Origin of the sequence: Bacillus cereus group sp. BfR-BA-01347 (assembly GCF_022663835.1) — a bacterium.
Taxonomy (GTDB): Bacteria; Bacillota; Bacilli; order Bacillales; family Bacillaceae_G; genus Bacillus_A; species Bacillus_A thuringiensis_K.
The window spans coordinates 46,068-61,982 of record NZ_JAKUGG010000027.1 but is presented as its reverse complement, the minus strand read 5'-3'; the positions used below and the strand labels follow the sequence as shown (position 1 = coordinate 61,982).

Genomic DNA, 15,915 nt, shown 5'->3' with positions numbered 1-15,915 from the left:
TGATAGGTTCGAGGTGGAAGCATGGTGACATGTGGAGCTGACGAATACTAATAGATCGAGGACTTAACCATATAATATGTAGCAATGTTATCTAGTTTTGAAGGAATATGCATTAAAATTTCTTCTTGACATTTCGAAAGAAATGTTTATAATGATAAAAGTCTGGTAATGATGGCAGAGAGGTCACACCCGTTCCCATACCGAACACGGAAGTTAAGCTCTCTAGCGCCGATGGTAGTTGGGACCTTGTCCCTGTGAGAGTAGGACGTTGCCAGGCTAATATTATTCCGCAGTAGCTCAGTGGTAGAGCTATCGGCTGTTAACCGATCGGTCGTAGGTTCGAGTCCTACCTGCGGAGCCATTATGCTTCCATAGCTCAGCTGGTAGAGCACTTCCATGGTAAGGAAGAGGTCACCGGTTCAAGCCCGGTTGGAAGCTTGGGAATAGGTTTAAAACTTTTTTGGCCCGTTGGTCAAGTGGTTAAGACACCGCCCTTTCACGGCGGTAACACGGGTTCGAATCCCGTACGGGTCACCACTTTTGGAGGATTAGCTCAGCTGGGAGAGCACCTGCCTTACAAGCAGGGGGTCGGCGGTTCGATCCCGTCATCCTCCACCATATATATTTAAAATGTCGGAGGGGTAGCGAAGTGGCTAAACGCGGCGGACTGTAAATCCGCTCCTTCGGGTTCGGCAGTTCGAATCTGCCCCCCTCCACCATTTTCTTTAAAATAACCTGAGAGGGTTTATTTTTTTGAAAAGATAACCATACTAGTAAATATTAATGGGCTATAGCCAAGCGGTAAGGCAACGGACTTTGACTCCGTCATGCGCTGGTTCGAATCCAGCTAGCCCAGCCATTTACGAGCCATTAGCTCAGTTGGTAGAGCATCTGACTTTTAATCAGAGGGTCGAAGGTTCGAGTCCTTCATGGCTCATCATTTTTGCGGAAGTAGTTCAGTGGTAGAATACAACCTTGCCAAGGTTGGGGTCGCGGGTTCGAATCCCGTCTTCCGCTTAATTAAGGGGCCTTAGCTCAGCTGGGAGAGCGCCTGCCTTGCACGCAGGAGGTCAGCGGTTCGATCCCGCTAGGCTCCATCTAAATAAAAAAGCTTACATCATATGATGTAAGCTTTTTTTGTGTTCAAAAAGACAACTTTTATACTTGTCGTTTAAAATGAAGAAAACGTAAAAATAAGGGATGGGGAGATAATTGTGAAAGTTGTTATTGCATCTGATTCATATAAAGAAAGCCTAAAAGCTATAGAAGTATGTGGAGCTATTGAAAGAGGTTTTAGAGCAATTTTTCCTAATGCAGAGTATGTGAAAATACCAATTGGAGATGGAGGAGAAGGGACGGTTGAATCACTTGTTGATGCTACAGGGGGGAGAATTATATCAATTAGTGTGACAGGACCGCTTAGAGAAGGTATACAAGCTTTTTATGGCATTTCTAAAGATAAAAAGACAGCGTTTATTGAAATGGCAGCAGCATCAGGATTACAGCACGTTCCAGTTGAAAAGCGCAACCCACTTATTACAACGACAAAAGGAACAGGAGAACTTATATTACATGCGCTAGATCAAGGAGTGGAGTACATAATTTTAGGACTTGGAGGAAGTGCTACAAATGATGGTGGGACAGGTATGTTAGCAGCTTTAGGAGTAAGATTTATAAATGACAAGGGTGAAGTAATAGATCCATCTGGAGGCACATTACATTCGATTGTTGCTATTGATTTTTCACGAATGGACCCCCGCTTAAAGGGGGTAAAGATAGAAGCGGCATGTGATGTGGATAATCCATTAGTCGGAATGCAGGGAGCATCTTTCATATTTGGGAGACAAAAGGGTGCAAATGTAGAGATGATGAAAGAGCTAGATGAGAATTTACAACATTATGCGAATATGCTTAAACGATATGTATCTTTTGATGTATCTGAAATACCTGGTGCAGGGGCAGCGGGAGGAATGGGAGCGGCTGTTATTTCAGTGTTAAAGGGAGACTTGCGGAGGGGCATTGAAATTGTATTAGATTATACAAATTTCGATAAACATATAGAAGATGCAAATCTCATTATAACTGGTGAAGGTAGAATAGATAAACAAACTGCATATGGAAAGGCTCCTGTGGGTGTTGCGGGGCGTGCAAAACGTTTTTCTGTGCCTGTAATTGCTATTGGAGGGTCTGTATCACCTGATTATTCAGCTGTGTACGAGAAAGGAATAGATGCGGTATTTAGTATTACAACGAGACCGATGACACTAGAAGAAGCATATAAAGTAGCAGAAGAAAATATTGAAATGACAACAAAAAATATTGCAACAGTATGGAAAATAGCATCAGAAAAACACTTCTAAATGTAGGAGTGTTTTATTATTATTATTTAATAATAGTGATTGCGATTGTTTCATTAAGTTAACTTTATACATAGAATAGTTTTAAAATTTGGTTTTCAGTATGAATATAAGTGAATAAATTGTATATCCATACAGAAAAATGTCGAGTTGAGTCAGACTATATAAAAGATTTAAAATATTTAGTGAAGGCATAAAAGGGGGATACTATCTATGAAAAAAGAAATCTCAGTTATTGGAGTTCCAATGGATTTAGGACAGATGCGCCGTGGAGTTGATATGGGACCGAGCGCGATCCGTTATGCAGGGGTAATTGAAAGAATTGAAGAAATTGGATATGAAGTTAAAGATATGGGAGATATATGTATAGAGAGAGAAAAAGAGATAGATGAAAATACAAAATTAAGAAACCTTACACAAGTTGCAACTGTATGTAATGAATTAGCAAGTAAGGTGGATCATATTATAGAAGAAGGTCGTTTTCCACTTGTATTAGGTGGTGACCATAGTATTGCTATCGGTACATTAGCTGGTGTAGCAAAACATTATAAAAACTTAGGCGTTATTTGGTATGATGCACACGGTGATTTAAATACAGAGGAAACTTCACCATCTGGAAATATTCATGGTATGTCACTTGCAGCAAGTTTAGGTTATGGACATTCTTCACTTGTAGATTTATACGGAGCATATCCAAAGGTGAAAAAAGAGAATGTCGTAATTATCGGTGCGCGTGCATTGGATGAAGGAGAAAAAGATTTCATTCGCAATGAAGGTATTAAAGTGTTCTCAATGCATGAAATTGATCGTATGGGGATGACGGCTGTTATGGAAGAAACAATCGCATATTTATCTCATACTGATGGTGTACACTTATCATTAGATTTAGACGGTCTTGATCCTCATGATGCACCAGGTGTTGGAACGCCTGTAATTGGCGGTCTATCTTATCGTGAAAGTCATTTGGCGATGGAAATGTTAGCAGAAGCTGATATTATCACATCTGCTGAATTTGTTGAGGTAAATACGATTTTAGATGAGAGAAATAGAACGGCAACAACAGCAGTTGCTTTAATGGGTTCTTTATTCGGTGAAAAACTAAAATAAATGTAAGAAAAGCAACTGAGAAGTTGCTTTTTTTATTTGAAAATAGGCGTATAATAATGATTTATATTATACTGTACAATAAAAATGTTTGACATCTTACCAATTTGAGCTAAAGGGGGTTGTTTGTAATTGTCGTTTGTTTCATGTATGGTATAATTAACTAGTTGTTGGAAATACATACAGATAGAGCATAAAACAATATTTCAATATATGGATAGAATTGCTCGTAAGTAGGAGGAAGGGATAGCATGCCTTTTGAAGATACGACCATTTTGAAATATCTTAGTACGGCATTAGATATTGCCATTGTATGGTTTATTATATATAAGCTAATTCTTATAATCCGAGGGACGAAAGCTGTTCAACTTTTAAAAGGGATTACAGTTATTATCGTCGTTAAGATGATCAGTATTTTCCTTGAATTGCGTACGCTATCTTGGCTAACTGAACAAGTATTAACGTGGGGATTTTTAGCCGTTATTATTATCTTTCAGCCAGAATTGCGAAGAGCACTTGAGCAGCTAGGGCGCGGAAGCTTATTTTCGCGTGTTGGAACGCATGAGGATGATGAACCTGAAATGGTTGCAACAGCGATAGCAAAAGCAACCGAATATATGGGGAAACGTAGAATTGGTGCATTAATTACTTTGTCAAAAGAGACCGGTATGGGTGATTATGTGGAAACGGGTATTCCGCTGAATGCAAACGTATCATCGGAATTACTTATTAATATTTTTATTCCAAATACACCTCTTCATGACGGAGCGGTAATTATGCAAGGAAGTACAATTAAAGCAGCAGCATGCTATCTTCCATTATCAGAAAGTCCGTTTATTTCTAAAGAATTAGGAACTAGACATCGTGCTGCAATGGGAGTTAGTGAAGTTACTGATAGTATTACAGTAGTTGTGTCTGAAGAAACTGGTCAAATTTCTTTAACGAAAAATGGTAAGTTGCATCGTGATTTGAAGACAGAACAGCTGAAGGATATGTTATTAGCTGAATTTAGTGGAAACGAAAAAACGACTTCTTCGTCTTTATGGAATTGGAGGAGAAAGCGTCATGGATAAGTTAATGGAGAATCATTGGTTTTTAAAAGGGATCTCATTACTATTGGCGTGTATGCTTTTTATGTCAGCGACGTTAACTGAAAAAAATACGACATCAGGTATATTACCTTTTGCAAATGATACGAAAGAAACATTAACTAATTATGCTATTAATCTTAAGTATGATGAGGAGAAATATATTGTAAGTGGTATTCCAGCAGAGGGCGTTAAGGTGAAATTAGAAGGCCCAAAAGCATCAGTTGCTACAGCAAAAGCAAAAAAACAATTTGATATACCGATTGATTTGCGAGATAGTCCAAAAGGAACTTATGAGATTTCTTTAAAAACGAACGGGCTTCCAGATGATGTGAAAGGAACAGTTCAGCCATCAACAATTAAAGTTACTCTGCATGAAAAGGCGAGAAAATATGTTCATGTAGATCTGAAATTATCAAATGAGGATCAGATGCCAGCGGGGGCTACACTAGAAAAATCAAGCCTTAAACCGGATACTGTTGAGGTAGTTGGGACGAAAGAAGAAATTGAAAGTATTTCATCTGCCAAAGCGTATGTTGATTTAAAAGGTGTTAATAAAACTGTTACAAAAACGCCCGAAGTTACATTATACAATAAAGAAGGAAAACGTTTAAATGTAAGAACAAGTCCATCTAAGATTAGTGTAACGTTGAATGTGGCAATGCAAACTACAGCCAATAATACTGAAAAAACTGTTCCTGTAACGTATACGAAGAAGGGGAGTTTAGCAGAAGGATTGGCAGTTACAAATATCAGTGTTGAGCCGAGAGAAGTAACGATAGCAGGTCCAAAAGATATTTTGGATAATATACAATCGCTAGAGGGGGTCGAAGTAGATCTTAGTCAATTGACAGAGTCTACAACATTCGATGCCTCTGTTTTATTACCCAAGGGTGTAACAAGTGCAAAACCGAATCAAGTGAAGGTTTCGGTGGGAGTGCAAAAAACAAAACAAACGAAAACAAAAACGATTGATGGTATCCCAATCCAGAAAAATGGACTTTCTAAAGATGTTACTGCTCAGCTACTTTCGCCGCAAGATGGAAAGATAAGTGTTGATATTTCAGGAGAAGCAAGTATAGTAGATAAAATAACAGCTGCTCAAATAACAGCGGTAATTAATCTGCAAAATGTATCTCCAGGAACGAAAGATATTTCCATTCAAGTGAGTGGTCCTGGTAATATTTCAATAGAACCAAAACAAAAAAGTGCTAAAGTTACTATTGTGAAGAAAGAAAAACCAGATAAAGAAGTACAGGGTAACGGTCAACAACCGGATTCAAACACCGATCAAGAAAATCAAAATGAGAAACCAAAAAATCCTGAACCTGATTCAGAAAAAGAACAGGAAAAGAATCAAAACCAAAATCAAAATCAAGATAAAGAAACGAGTCAAGAACCAACAGTAGATAATCACAATCAAAAAGAGCAAGAAAAAGGAGCGAATCATAATGGGTAAATATTTTGGTACAGATGGAGTACGCGGAGTTGCAAATAAGGAGTTAACACCTGAATTAGCTTTCAAAATTGGACGTTTTGGTGGTTATGTATTAACAAAAGATACAGATCGTCCAAAAGTAATCATCGGTCGTGATACACGTGTATCTGGCCATATGTTAGAAGGAGCTTTAGTAGCAGGGCTATTATCAACTGGAGCAGAAGTAATGCGCCTTGGCGTTATTTCTACACCGGGCGTTGCTTATTTAACAAAAGCACTAGACGCACAAGCGGGTGTTATGATTTCTGCATCTCATAATCCAGTACAAGATAACGGTATTAAATTCTTTGGTTCAGACGGCTTTAAATTAACAGATGAGCAAGAAGCTGAGATTGAAGCTTTATTAGACAAAGAAGTTGATGAACTACCACGTCCGACAGGTACTAATCTTGGACAAGTGAGCGATTACTTTGAAGGTGGACAAAAATATTTACAGTACATTAAACAAACTGTTGAAGAAGATTTCTCCGGCCTACATATCGCTTTAGATTGTGCACATGGTGCAACTTCTTCTCTAGCTCCATACTTATTTGCAGACCTAGAAGCTGATATTTCAACAATGGGAACTTCTCCAAATGGTATGAATATTAATGAAGGTGTAGGATCTACACATCCAGAAGGCTTAGCTGAATTGGTAAAAGAAAAAGGAGCGGATATCGGACTTGCTTTTGATGGCGATGGCGACCGTTTAATTGCTGTAGACGAAAAAGGAAACATCGTTGACGGTGATCAAATTATGTTCATTTGTGCGAAGTATATGAAAGAAACTGGTCAATTAAAACATAATACAGTTGTTTCAACTGTTATGAGTAACTTAGGTTTCTACAAAGCACTTGAAGCAAATAATATTACAAGTGATAAAACAGCAGTTGGTGACCGCTACGTAATGGAAGAAATGAAGCGCGGAGGTTACAACTTAGGTGGAGAACAATCAGGCCATATTATCTTACTTGATTACATTACAACTGGTGATGGAATGTTAAGTGCACTTCAACTTGTAAACATCATGAAAATGACGAAAAAGCCATTATCTGAGCTTGCAGGAGAAATGACGAAATTCCCACAATTGCTAGTAAACGTTCGTGTAACAGATAAAAAATTAGCATTAGAAAACGAAAAAATTAAAGAAATTATTCGTGTTGTAGAGGAAGAAATGAACGGTGATGGCCGTATTCTTGTTCGTCCATCTGGAACAGAGCCACTTATTCGTGTAATGGCAGAAGCACCAACACAAGAAGTTTGTGATGCATATGTACATCGCATTGTAGAAGTTGTGAAAGCTGAAGTTGGCGCTGAATAATTAGCTGAATTTATATGAAAAAGGAGCACAAAAAGTGTTCCTTTTTCATATGTTTTATAGACAATGAAAAAAATTTCATTGACGGTTTATCCATGTTTGTTATAAGATGGTCTTGTTCTTTTTCTCAAAGGAAATATTGTAAATTATAAAAGCGCCAGAACTACAAATAGTGTAGTTGACGAGGTGGGGTTTATCGAGATTTCGGCGGATGACTCCCGGTTGTTCATCACAACCGCAAGCTTTTACTTAAATCATTAAGGTGACTTAGTGGACAAAGGTGAAAGTGTGATGAGAGAAGAGGAACGGATGAAAACTAGCTGTATAAGTATATACGGACTTAAACCCAATCGAGAGGAAGGTGAAAGCCGTTACAAGCTTACAGGGCTAGCAATATGTAATCCGTTTTTTAGTATAAATAAAAATGGTATCGGACTATGTCGTTACATGTTCGCAGAGCAGTGTAAGCATTTGTAACGGCGACTAAACATGTGTGGAATCGTAGGATTTATTGGAGAGCAAGATGCAAAGGAAATTTTATTAAAAGGTTTAGAAAAGCTAGAATATCGTGGATATGATTCAGCAGGTATTGCGGTACAAGCAGAGAACGGTGTTGTTGTATACAAAGAAAAAGGCCGTATCGCAAAACTTCGTGAAATCGTAGATGAGAACGTAGCAGCAAGCGTAGGTATCGGACACACACGCTGGGCTACACACGGTGTTCCAAGTAAAGTAAACGCGCATCCGCATCAAAGTACATCAAAACGCTTTACATTAGTTCATAACGGTGTAATTGAAAACTATGAATTAGTGAAAAAGGAATATTTACAAGATGTAACGTTCGTAAGTGAAACAGATACAGAGGTTATCGTACAGCTTATGGAACAACAAGTGAGCACAGGATTAAGTGTAGAAGAAGCGTTCCGTAATACACTATCTCTTTTACATGGCTCTTATGCAATCGGATTACTTGATGCTGAAAATCCAAACATGATTTATGTTGCTAAAAACAAAAGCCCGCTATTAGTAGGTGTTGGTGACAACTTTAATGTTGTGGCAAGCGACGCTATGGCGATGTTACAAGTTACAGATCAATTTATTGAGTTAATGGATAAAGAAATCGTAATTGTAACGAAAGAAAGTATTACAATTAAAAACTTACAAGGTGAAACGATTGAACGTGCACCGTTTACAGCGGAATTAGACGCAAGTGATATTGAAAAGGGAACATATCCTCATTTCATGCTTAAAGAAATCGATGAGCAACCACTTGTAATCCGTAATATAATTCAAAAGTATCAAGATGAAAATGGCGAAATTGAATTAAATCAAGACATCCGCAATGCGATTTTAGATAGCGATCGTATTTACATCATTGCATGTGGAACGAGTTATCATGCAGGTCTTGTTGGAAAACAATTTATCGAGAAGTTTGCAAAAATGCCAGTTGAAGTACACGTGGCAAGTGAATTCTCTTATAACATGCCATTATTAACAGAAAGACCATTCTTCATTTACATTTCACAAAGTGGTGAAACAGCTGATAGCCGTGCAGTACTTGTGCAAACAAATGAAATGGGCCATAAAGCCTTAACAATTACAAACGTGCCTGGTTCTACACTTTCTCGTGAAGCTGATTATACACTTCCGTTATACGCTGGACCAGAAATTGCAGTTGCATCAACGAAAGCTTACACAGCACAGCTTGCAGTACTTTCAATTTTAGCAGCTGATATTGCTAAAGCAAAAGGTGAAGTTCTTGATTTCGATTTAACACACGAACTAGGACTTGTAGCAAATGCAATGATAGAACTTTGTGATCAAAAAGAAGAAATGGACGCATTAGCAAAACAATTTTTAGCAACAACGCGTAACTGTTTCTTCATCGGACGTAGCGTAGACTTCTACGTAGGATTAGAAGGCGCGTTAAAACTAAAAGAAATCTCTTACATCCAAGCAGAAGGATTCGCTGGAGGAGAGTTAAAACACGGTACAATCGCTTTAATTGAAAATGGTACACCAGTTATTGCACTTGCTACACAAGAGCACGTAAACCTTGGAATTCGTGGTAACGTGAAAGAAGTAGTAGCACGCGGAGCTAACCCATGTATCATCTCAATGAAAGGCTTAGAAATGGAAGGTGACAGCTTCGTATTACCAGCTGTACACGAAGCACTAGCACCGCTAGTAGCAGTTATTCCATTACAACTTATCTCATACTACGCAGCACTTCACCGCGAGTGTGACGTTGATAAGCCACGTAACTTAGCTAAGTCTGTTACTGTTGAGTAGGACGTTGGTAGGTTAATAAATATAGTATGCGTTTGAAATAAATTTTGATAGTTTATAAAAAAGTCTGATCGTTTATAATAAATTAAAACTAAGAAAAAAACTCTGTAAAAATCATTTTACAGAGTTTTTTTTAGTTATTTATTGTTTTACATAACAAATTGTTACTTGTTCGTCTATGTGGAAAATCTGTAATGCTTTACCATCTAAATTTTTAACCTCATATGATGAATAAATAGGTCTTTCCAATTTCACTTCTTGACCATTTTGAGTTCCTTTTTCCACCATTAGCGTTAACTGATGGGAAGAAACGTCTGCTTGGTATGTTCCTGTTAAGTAATTATCTTTATTTGGATAAGAACCATTTGCATATGTTTCAAATGTCTTATCTGCTTTTAGGACTAACGTAGTTTTGACTCCGTCTCCGTAATCAATACCCCAATTACCTACAAGCTCTGTACCGTCTTTATAGTTGTTCTGTACATTCTTAAACTTAGCGGAATCCTCGTCTGGTGTATCAATTTTTCCTTTGAATATACCAGTTTTATCTTGGGTACTGTATGTTTTAACTGTATTACCACTAGATAAACTCGGTGAGTTAGAAGAACTAGTACCACTTGTTGTAGAAGTAGTTGTTGAACCACCCGTAGCTTCCGCTTTTAACTTATCAAATACAGGTTTCCAAATGCGTTTTGCTTCATCTAATTTATTGTTTGCTTTATCTATGATTGCATCATCCGTATCTTTAAGTGTTTTAGAGTAATCAAATAACTTCGATACTTCTTTGAAAGACTCTTTTAACTTTTGAACAGCTTTTACAATTTCCTTATGGTCTTCCTTGTATTTTCCTGGTGCATCTATACGCTCTATTTTATTAAATACTTTATCTAAGTCTTTAATACTATCTCGTACCTCTTCATTTGACTTACTTCCCTTTTTATTATCCCTTACAGAAGCATCATAGTAATCTAGACGTCTTAATAAGTCTTCTTCAATGTCTACCATAAGTTGTGGGTAATCCTCAGGTAAAACCATAATCATCTTAACATCTTTACTTTCTTCTTTCGAGTTAGTTGATTTTTCCTTTGTTTCAGATGATTTACTTTCTGACTTAGTTGAACTTGTTCCTTCTGTCGTAGTTTCTTTACTTTCTTGTTTACCAGATTCAGCATTTGTTTTTTCTTTTTCTCCAAATAAACTAGTTACACTACAAGCTGACATAGAAACTACTAATCCGGATGCTAGTAAAATTTTACCTGTACTCTTTTTGAAATTCTTCATATGATTTTTCAATTCTCCCTCTAAAAACATAAAATAGATGTGCTTTAGCCCCTTTAAAACTAAAAAACATACCCCTTCTATATTTATTTTATAATACCTTTCTATGTGTAATATTTTACAATTAATTACAGATGCAGTCAAAGTTTATCTTAGTTTAACGATGTTCATAAAAAAGATGCGAAGCTTTATTCCTTCAAGTAAAGATTCTAAGTGAGTTTTGATTAAAATTTTTTTATAAAAATCTCATACTTAGTTAAAAAGAGTAATTCTATTTTGATCAATCGTTTTTTCAAAATGGATTTTTTTGTTGTTAAATAAAGATTTGTGACTTCATTTTTATCAAATTTTATTCCAAACCAACATATAGTTATAGCTTTAAAATAAACTTACAAATTTGTATCTAAAAGGGGTGTTTTTGTGTCGAAAAAGAACATCTAGAATTGGTAAGCGGATAGAACCCTATAGATTAAAGTTTTACTTTATCGAATTCACTTTTATTTATCTGAATTTTCCATTATCATTTTAAGTATTCGTGAACAATTTCCTTTATTACGACAAAAAGAGACGAGAGATTTATGGACATTTCAAGGGGGTATATTGATTAAAGTGAATGAAAAAACATATTTAAGTATAGAAGAGATTATTTCATTACCAACCTTATCAAGTACAAACATAAGTGATGATGGTAAAAACGTAGCATTTGTTAAGAAGACGGCTGATTGGAAAGAAAATACATATAGGAATCATGTATGGATATATGAAAAAGATAAGAAGCAGAGTTACCCATTATCAAATGGGGATATAGATAGTACACACCCATTATGGTCTCCAGATGCTAGGTGTATCGCATATCTTAGTCCAGTTGGTGATGGGAAAAATCAGATATTTGTTAAGTCACTAGATGGTTATAGAGAGGTTCAAATTACTGATGAGAAAGAAGGAGTCAGTACATTCAAATGGGGTCCTACTGGCAAGGGTCTTTATTATGTTACGCAGTCAAAAGAATGTGAGGAGATAAAGAAACGTAAGGACCTATATGGAGATTTTCAACATATAGGTAAGGAACACCAGAATAATTGTTTATATTACATTGAAATAGAAAAGGTGATACAAAGTGATACAGATGAACACGAGAACAGAGTTGTTTATCAATTAACGGATGGTAAGGATTTTCATATCCATGAATTTGATATTTCAAATGATGGTAAAAAGGTTGTATTTATGGCGACACCAAGCTCAAATATGGAAGATTATATAAATGGAGATCTATACATACTCCATATTAAAGCTGGAGAGCTACAAAAGCTGAATGTGAATAAGTTGTTGGGAGGGAGTGTTTGCTTTTCTCCTGACGGCAGTAAAATATGTTACACAGCAAGCATAAGAGAGAAGGATTACTATAGAAACCATATACAAGATAGTACGTTAGAGATATATGATATAAATACCGGAGAGCTAATTCAACTTTTAACAGATTTTGATAGTACGGTTATGCCATTACAGTGGACAGCTAAAGGGGTTTTAATTAGGTGGCAGAATAAAACGAATTATCTTATTGGATTGCTAGCCGAAGATGGCACTGTGGAAATATTAAGCGAAAAAGTAGATGGCTTTATAATGGATGCTTCTATAACAAAGGATGGCAAACATATATCCTACAATAAGGCAATAACAAATGAAACCTTTGAAATCTATTTAGACGATAAAAAAATAACGAATGAAAATAGCTTTTTCAAAGGGAAACTTAGAAGTAACAGGGAAATCATCTCATGGAAAAGTAGCGATGATCTTGAAATAGAAGGTGTTTTATCAACGCCAGTAGAGTTTGACACTAATAAAAAATATCCTTTATTAGTAGTAATTCACGGCGGTCCGGCTTGGGCATCTTTTCCGATATTTTCAGACTGCTTCAATGAGAAATATCCGATTGAACAGTTTATTGAAAAAGGCTTTATCGTTTTAGAACCAAATTACAGAGGAAGTTCAGGTTATGGTAATGAATTTTTAAAAGCTAACTATAGAAAACAGGGGATTGCTGACTACGATGATGTTATATCTGGAGTGGATGAACTAGTAGAAAAAGGGATGGTAGACAAGGATAGGGTAGGAGTTATGGGATGGAGCAACGGTGGATATGTATCAGCTTTCTGTTCTACATTTAGTAGTCGATTTAAAGCTATTTCAGTTGGCGGTGGAATCACTAACTGGAGTACCCATTATGTAAATACAGATATACCTTACTTTATTAGAATGTATTTAGGAAATACTCCATGGAATGATCCAGAGATATATACGAAGACATCACCTATGACGTATATTAAATCAGCTTGTACGCCTACCTTAATTCAACATGGGGAAAAGGATGCAAGAATTCCAATTACAAATGCATATGATCTATATCAAGGATTAATGGATATGGAAGTTGATACAGAATTAATTATATTTAAAGGAATGGCATATAGTTCTGACCAACCAGGAGTTCATGTAGCTATTATGAAGCAGAACTTGATGTGGTTTTCACACTATATTCTTGGAGAGAGTATGGAGGGTTTTAGGACTTTGTAATGGGTGTTTGTACAAGACATAAGGTTGAAACGGTCTTCATATTGAGATGATTTATTATAAAATATATACTTAAACTACTATCAGTACATACATTAGGGAGGACTAATATGACAGGGAATAAAAATGACTTACTAGTAGAAAAACGTGAAGAGTTATTGAAAGTATTGCAAGTTCGTTTTGAGAAAAACATGAACCGCCATGAAGGTCTTGAATGGGCTAAAGTTGAAGCGAAGATAGAAGGTAATGCTGAAAAATTATGGTCACTTAACGAAATGGAAGTAACTGGCGGTGAGCCGGATGTTGTCGGTTATGATGAAGAAAAGGACGAATATACTTTCTATGATTGTTCAAAGGAGAGTCCTAAAGGTCGCAGAAGTCTTTGTTATGATCTTGAAGCGTTAGAATCAAGAAAAAAACATAAACCAGAAAATAACGTTATTGATGTTGCCAATGCTATGGGCATTGAACTATTAACGGAAGAACAATATCGGGAATTGCAACAACTTGGCGATTTTGACATGAAATCATCAAGTTGGGTACAAACACCTTCAGATATTAGAGAACTCGGTGGTGCTCTATTTTGCGATTATCGTTTTGGACATGTTTTCGTGTACCACAATGGAGCAGACTCTTACTATGCTGCCAGAGGTTTTCGTGGCTCGTTAAAAGTTTAAATTAGGATAAATAAGAAAAAGAGCCTATATTCAGGCTCTTTTTCTTATTTATATTTTAAAAGTAAACTGTTACTACGCAGTTTTACTTAATTTATATGTTCCGTGGTTGTTTTTACGGAAAAGTTTAGGGAAAACAGAGCCATCTAATCCAATACGTCCAGCGTTCTGCCCTGCAACTAAAATGAACATAGTCAAAATAAGCAGGTTTGGGTTTACACTAACAGTTCCACTTAATAAAAATGAAAGATTCATTATGATTCCGAAAAATGCAGCTGTTTTTGTTAGTCCGCCTAAAATTAAACCTAGACCTACTAAAATTTCTCCCCATTGAACTAAAAAGCTAAATAGGTCTGCGTTTGGAAGGACAAAATGTTGAAGAAAATCTGCCCACCAACTTTGTACTGCAGGGTGGTCACCAGATGCTTGAGCAATAGCACCCTTTAGAAAGCCACTTGCGTCAAAAGATTGTCCGAAGACTTTGCCTATCCCAGCAGCGAGCCATGTATATCCTATGTAAAGCCGTAAAAGTAATAATATGAAAGTAGCACGTTTATCAGTTCTTAAAAAATTGATAACCATTGAAATCCCTCCAATATTGTATTTACAAGTTTATTATATATCCATTGTGAAAAAATTCACAATGGATATAATGTGAACAAGGATAGGCTGTGAGTAATTGTTTTATTTTTTGTAACATTTTATCTGTTTTGGTAAACTAAGAATAGAGATATATGGAGAGGAGACAACGACTCAATATGTGGATGAACTTGTAATGATTAGAAACTACTAGATAGATGAATTTTTCTCTCATAAGCGAGGGTTTATTTAGTTATCTGTAAATCATTCAAGGAATGCATATTTGGCTTGTATATCCTTTTTGTAAGGATAGATACCTATTTTATGTATCTGTCTTTTTTGTGGGAAAGTTTATATCTCTTATATAAAATATGCGTCCTTTAAATTTGGAGGAGTATATGATAAACCAATTAAAAAATAAGGTAGCAGTTATTACAGGGGTAAGTCGTCTAGATGGTATAGGCGCAGCGATTTGTAAAGAATTAGCTGAATCAGGATACGATATATTTTTTACGTATTGGACAGCTTACGATAAAGAGATGCCTTGGGGCATTGATGAAAATGAACAAATACAATTAGAAGAAGAGCTATTACAAAAAGGTGTTAGAGTATCGAGTATGGAGTTAGATTTAACTCAGAATGATGCACCGAGAGAGCTTATAAATAGAGTTACTGAACAAATTGGATACCCTCATATATTAATTAATAATGCAGCGTATTCTACGAATAATGATTTCTTTAATTTGACTGCTGAAGAATTGGATAGGCATTATATGGTGAATATTCGTGCGACTACATTGCTCAGTAGTCAATTTTCCCGGGGATTTGATAAGAAATCTGGTGGTAGAATTGTGAATATGACTTCGGGGCAATTTCAAGGTCCTATGGCAGGAGAACTAGCTTATGCGACAACGAAGGGAGCTATTGATGCTCTTACTAGTACGTTGTCAGCAGAGGTAGCTCATTTAGGAATAACAGTGAATGCAATTAATCCAGGACCAACCGATACAGGATGGATGACTGAAGAGATAAAACAAGGGTTAAAGCCGATGTTTCCTTTTGGCAGAATTGGTGAGCCAAGGGATGCAGCTAGACTCATTAAATTTTTAGTAAGTGAAGAAGCTGAGTGGATTACTGGGCAAGTTATTCATTCAGAAGGTGGATTTAAAAGATAAAAAGAAGGTAT

General features: G+C 36.3%; 12 protein-coding genes, 9 tRNA genes and 1 rRNA gene. 20 read left to right on the top strand and 2 right to left on the bottom strand.

The genetic code is table 11. The annotated features are described in order from the left end of the window. The first annotated feature begins 161 nt into the window (after window positions 1-161). The 17 genes from rrf to glmS all read left to right on the top strand — a co-directional run bounded on the left by rrf (window position 162) and on the right by glmS (window position 9,636). Window positions 162-277, top strand: a 5S ribosomal RNA gene (gene rrf, locus MR143_RS27790). Between the two features lie 9 nt (window positions 278-286). Then, window positions 287-361, top strand: a tRNA-Asn gene (locus tag MR143_RS27785). A gap of 4 nt (window positions 362-365) precedes the next feature. Further along, window positions 366-438, top strand: a tRNA-Thr gene (locus MR143_RS27780). Between the two features lie 24 nt (window positions 439-462). Then, window positions 463-537: transfer RNA gene (locus MR143_RS27775), tRNA-Glu, on the top strand. Between the two features lie 5 nt (window positions 538-542). After that, window positions 543-618, top strand: a tRNA-Val gene (locus MR143_RS27770). A 17-nt stretch (window positions 619-635) separates the two neighbouring features. Next, a tRNA-Tyr gene (locus MR143_RS27765) sits at window positions 636-719 on the top strand. A 65-nt stretch (window positions 720-784) separates the two neighbouring features. After that, window positions 785-859 (top strand) — tRNA-Gln (locus MR143_RS27760). A 5-nt stretch (window positions 860-864) separates the two neighbouring features. Further along, window positions 865-937, top strand: a tRNA-Lys gene (locus MR143_RS27755). 8 nt (window positions 938-945) lie between these two features. Beyond that, window positions 946-1,017 (top strand) — tRNA-Gly (locus MR143_RS27750). A gap of 7 nt (window positions 1,018-1,024) precedes the next feature. Next, a tRNA-Ala gene (locus MR143_RS27745) sits at window positions 1,025-1,097 on the top strand. A 117-nt stretch (window positions 1,098-1,214) separates the two neighbouring features. Beyond that, window positions 1,215-2,360 carry a glycerate kinase gene (locus MR143_RS27740; protein ID WP_000869591.1) on the top strand — a complete coding sequence of 382 codons (1,146 nt, stop codon included), beginning with the start codon at window positions 1,215-1,217 and terminating at the stop codon, window positions 2,358-2,360. Between the two features lie 210 nt (window positions 2,361-2,570). Beyond that, the gene (gene rocF, locus MR143_RS27735) at window positions 2,571-3,464 is read left to right on the top strand and encodes an arginase (RefSeq protein WP_000711575.1); all 894 of its coding nucleotides are present in this window, start codon (window positions 2,571-2,573) and stop codon (window positions 3,462-3,464) included. Window positions 3,465-3,712: 248 nt separating this feature from the next. After that, the gene (cdaA, locus tag MR143_RS27730; RefSeq protein WP_001115697.1) at window positions 3,713-4,534 is read left to right on the top strand and encodes a diadenylate cyclase CdaA; all 822 of its coding nucleotides are present in this window, start codon (window positions 3,713-3,715) and stop codon (window positions 4,532-4,534) included. Further along, window positions 4,527-6,008, top strand: coding sequence for a CdaR family protein (locus MR143_RS27725; protein WP_000359591.1), 1,482 nt, complete (start codon window positions 4,527-4,529; stop codon window positions 6,006-6,008). Before cdaA ends, MR143_RS27725 begins: the two co-directional genes overlap by 8 nt. Beyond that, window positions 6,001-7,347, top strand: coding sequence for a phosphoglucosamine mutase (glmM, locus tag MR143_RS27720; protein WP_000521476.1), 1,347 nt, complete (start codon window positions 6,001-6,003; stop codon window positions 7,345-7,347). Before MR143_RS27725 ends, glmM begins: the two co-directional genes overlap by 8 nt. A 288-nt stretch (window positions 7,348-7,635) precedes the next feature. Beyond that, window positions 7,636-7,821 carry a hypothetical protein gene (locus MR143_RS27715; protein ID WP_001206405.1) on the top strand — a complete coding sequence of 62 codons (186 nt, stop codon included), beginning with the start codon at window positions 7,636-7,638 and terminating at the stop codon, window positions 7,819-7,821. A gap of 12 nt (window positions 7,822-7,833) precedes the next feature. Continuing rightward, window positions 7,834-9,636 (top strand): glutamine--fructose-6-phosphate transaminase (isomerizing), encoded by a 1,803-nt coding sequence (glmS, locus tag MR143_RS27710; RefSeq protein ID WP_000334163.1) that lies wholly within the window; start codon window positions 7,834-7,836, stop codon window positions 9,634-9,636. Between the two features lie 138 nt (window positions 9,637-9,774). Here glmS and MR143_RS27705 read toward each other — a convergent pair whose 3' ends face one another. After that, window positions 9,775-10,926, bottom strand: a complete 1,152-nt coding sequence (locus MR143_RS27705) for a DUF3994 domain-containing protein (RefSeq protein WP_472926437.1) — start codon at window positions 10,924-10,926, stop codon at window positions 9,775-9,777. 588 nt (window positions 10,927-11,514) lie between these two features. On the opposite strand from MR143_RS27705, the gene MR143_RS27700 reads away from it, so the two are divergent. Further along, entirely contained in the window at window positions 11,515-13,479 is a 1,965-nt protein-coding gene (locus MR143_RS27700; protein WP_033672941.1) for a S9 family peptidase, read from the top strand. 107 nt (window positions 13,480-13,586) lie between these two features. Continuing rightward, window positions 13,587-14,153, top strand: a complete 567-nt coding sequence (locus tag MR143_RS27695; RefSeq protein ID WP_000147399.1) for a DUF4256 domain-containing protein — start codon at window positions 13,587-13,589, stop codon at window positions 14,151-14,153. A 72-nt stretch (window positions 14,154-14,225) separates the two neighbouring features. Here the strand turns inward: MR143_RS27695 and MR143_RS27690 are convergent, their stop codons facing one another. Further along, complete coding sequence (locus tag MR143_RS27690; protein WP_000236365.1) at window positions 14,226-14,732, bottom strand: DoxX family membrane protein; 507 nt, start codon at window positions 14,730-14,732, stop codon at window positions 14,226-14,228. A gap of 395 nt (window positions 14,733-15,127) precedes the next feature. Between MR143_RS27690 and MR143_RS27685 the strand changes: the two genes are divergently transcribed. Further along, on the top strand, window positions 15,128-15,904 hold the full coding sequence (locus MR143_RS27685) for an SDR family oxidoreductase (RefSeq protein ID WP_000609968.1): 777 nt from the start codon (window positions 15,128-15,130) through the stop codon (window positions 15,902-15,904). Window positions 15,905-15,915: the final 11 nt, after the last annotated feature.

Bases quoted from the DNA above. Each gene is read 5' to 3' on its own strand.
- cdaA (WP_001115697.1), top strand. From the start codon at position 3,713: ATGCCTTTTGAAGATACGACCATTTTGAAATATCTTAGTACGGCATTA.
- MR143_RS27690 (WP_000236365.1), bottom strand. From the start codon at position 14,732: ATGGTTATCAATTTTTTAAGAACTGATAAACGTGCTACTTTCATATTA.
- MR143_RS27715 (WP_001206405.1), top strand. From the start codon at position 7,636: ATGAGAGAAGAGGAACGGATGAAAACTAGCTGTATAAGTATATACGGA.
- rocF (WP_000711575.1), top strand. From the start codon at position 2,571: ATGAAAAAAGAAATCTCAGTTATTGGAGTTCCAATGGATTTAGGACAG.
- MR143_RS27725 (WP_000359591.1), top strand. From the start codon at position 4,527: ATGGATAAGTTAATGGAGAATCATTGGTTTTTAAAAGGGATCTCATTA.
- MR143_RS27685 (WP_000609968.1), top strand. From the start codon at position 15,128: ATGATAAACCAATTAAAAAATAAGGTAGCAGTTATTACAGGGGTAAGT.
- glmS (WP_000334163.1), top strand. From the start codon at position 7,834: ATGTGTGGAATCGTAGGATTTATTGGAGAGCAAGATGCAAAGGAAATT.
- MR143_RS27695 (WP_000147399.1), top strand. From the start codon at position 13,587: ATGACAGGGAATAAAAATGACTTACTAGTAGAAAAACGTGAAGAGTTA.
- glmM (WP_000521476.1), top strand. From the start codon at position 6,001: ATGGGTAAATATTTTGGTACAGATGGAGTACGCGGAGTTGCAAATAAG.